General features: G+C 70.6%; 4 protein-coding genes. 1 reads left to right on the top strand and 3 read right to left on the bottom strand.

Annotated features, from left to right (window positions below; all coding sequences use genetic code 11):
• Nucleotides 1-49: 49 nt before the first annotated feature.
• Nucleotides 50-853: an FkbM family methyltransferase gene (locus tag VHK87_RS15815; RefSeq protein ID WP_329635853.1), complete on the top strand. Its 804-nt coding sequence runs from the start codon at nt 50-52 to the stop codon at nt 851-853.
• Between the two features lie 7 nt (nt 854-860).
• Here the strand turns inward: VHK87_RS15815 and VHK87_RS15820 are convergent, their stop codons facing one another.
• From VHK87_RS15820 to VHK87_RS15830, 3 genes are all read right to left on the bottom strand, one after another.
• On the bottom strand, nt 861-1,079 hold the full coding sequence (locus VHK87_RS15820) for a hypothetical protein (RefSeq protein ID WP_329635854.1): 219 nt from the start codon (nt 1,077-1,079) through the stop codon (nt 861-863).
• A 62-nt stretch (nt 1,080-1,141) separates the two neighbouring features.
• Nucleotides 1,142-1,447 carry a class I SAM-dependent methyltransferase gene (locus tag VHK87_RS15825; RefSeq protein WP_329635855.1) on the bottom strand — a complete coding sequence of 102 codons (306 nt, stop codon included), beginning with the start codon at nt 1,445-1,447 and terminating at the stop codon, nt 1,142-1,144.
• A gap of 23 nt (nt 1,448-1,470) precedes the next feature.
• A partial coding sequence (locus VHK87_RS15830) for an FAD-dependent oxidoreductase (protein ID WP_329635856.1) occupies nt 1,471-1,896 on the bottom strand: 426 nt, incomplete at its 5' end.

Below are 1,896 nucleotides of genomic sequence, written 5' to 3' on the forward strand. Positions count from 1 at the left end.
ACGGTCACCCGGCCGGCGGCTTAAGAGCGGCGTACCGATAGGAGTCTGCATGCCGTCGATCCGCGTGCTCGGCCACGCCTTCCGCGCCTGGCGCCGCAACCTGCGCTGGGCCAAGCACGAGCCCGAGACGCCGTACATCGCCGACCTGCTGTCGGGCGCCCCGGTGTGCCTGCACGTCGGCGCCAGCGACGGGCGCCACTCCTACGTTATGACCAAGGTCGCCCCCAGAGCCCGCATCCACGCTTTCGAGCCCTCGGCCTTCACCTTCGAGGTCTTGAAGACCTGCCTCGTCTGGCATGGCATCGCCGACCGGGTGACCCCGGTGCACGCCGCCGTCTCCGACCGCCCCGGCCAGCTCCTCCTGGTGACGCCCAAGAAGACCTCCGGCCGCATGGGCCGGGCCTACGCCTTCGTCGCCGAGGAGCGGCCCCTGGGCGCCGTGCGCCCGGACCTGCAGGACGTCGGCTCGGAGATCCAGCCCACCCCCGTCGTCACGCTCGACGACTACTGCGCCGCCAACGACCTCAACAAGGTCGACTTCATCCGCATGGACATCGAAGGCGCCGAGCTGCGCGCGCTGAAGGGCGCCGAGGGCGTCATCGAACGCGACCTGCCCCACGTCCTCGTCGAGATCCACCCCGCCATGCTCGAAGGCCGCTTCGGCGCCTGCGCCGAAGACGTCGTCGACGTCTTCCGCTCGCGCGGGTATCGCATGTTCGCCCTGAACGGGGACAGGCTCGAGGAGCGGACGACGGTGGTGCCGGACCTGCCGTGGAAGGACTACTTCTTCATCCACCCGTCGCGCGCGGCGCGGCTGCCGGACGGGGTGTTCAAAGCGAGGATGGCGGCCTAGTCGGCCGTCACGCGACGGCGACCCAGCCCCGGAAAGACAATCCGGCATAGAAGAGCGCGACGTCGGAGAAGCCCGCTTCCCTTAAGAGATCCACTTCTTCCTCGTGGGGGATATGCAGCCGCTCGGCCATCAGCGCTCCCGATGCGGCCGAACGCGCCGTATCGGCCTCCAAGCGATCCGCAAAGGCGGCCGACAGGGACAGCCAGCGCGCGGCCTCGCCGCGCATTGGAAGGCCGTGGCGAGCCGCCACCAGGGGCGCTCCGGGTCGGGTGCGTCGCCTCAGCTGCTTCAGCACATGCAGCCGCTCGTTCTTGGAGAGGAAGTGCAGCCATGGGGCCGCAGGAGCCGGCGCGCCAGTTCGAGCATCTCGGCGGACGGATCCACGCCGACGAAACGCCAGGACGGCTGGGCCTCTGCGAGCGCCCGCAATTCAAGGCCTCCGCCTGCGCCCAGCACCAGGAACTCCGCCCCGACAGGCGCGCGCTCGGCCAGCAGCAGCATCGCCATGCGGTGGAGGTCGGCGAGGCCCGGCACCCTTCGCGGAGTGTCTTCGGCGTACGTGGAGACCAGCTTCGGATCGCTGAACGGTTGCATGTTCGGGGTCCTGGCTGCGGCGGCTATGAACAGCCCGCCTCGGCCATGACCAGGGACCGGTGGGCCGACACGCCCGCCAGGACGCCCGCGGCCGAGGCGAGGGTCGCGTTGTGCATGGCCTGAGCCGCATCACCGGCGGCGAACACCCCGGGGACGCTGGTCTGCTTGACGCCGTCCACCTGGATGAAGGGGCCGGTCGGGCCGTCTACGAACGCGCAGCCGAGCTGTTCGGCCAGCGGGCTGGCGACACGGGTCCGCGGCGCCGTGAATACGGCGTCGGCCGCGATCACCCGTCCGTCCCCGAGCCGCAGGGCCTCTGTCCTGGGCGCGTCTCCCAGCAGCTCGACCACCGGCGTGCGCTCGATCGCAACACCGCGCGCCGACAGTTGGGCCGCTTCCGCGGTGGTCGGTTCGAACTCACCTTGGGTGAAGAGGGTGGTCGGGCCCCA

The sequence above is a fragment of the Phenylobacterium sp. genome (assembly GCF_036263695.1).
Lineage (GTDB): Bacteria > Pseudomonadota > Alphaproteobacteria > Caulobacterales > Caulobacteraceae > Phenylobacterium.

Excerpts from the sequence above, each read along its gene's own strand:
- VHK87_RS15815 (WP_329635853.1), top strand. The coding sequence starts at position 50 with ATGCCGTCGATCCGCGTGCTCGGCCACGCCTTCCGCGCCTGGCGCCGC.
- VHK87_RS15820 (WP_329635854.1), bottom strand. The coding sequence starts at position 1,079 with ATGCGCGGCGAGGCCGCGCGCTGGCTGTCCCTGTCGGCCGCCTTTGCG.
- VHK87_RS15825 (WP_329635855.1), bottom strand. The coding sequence starts at position 1,447 with ATGCAACCGTTCAGCGATCCGAAGCTGGTCTCCACGTACGCCGAAGAC.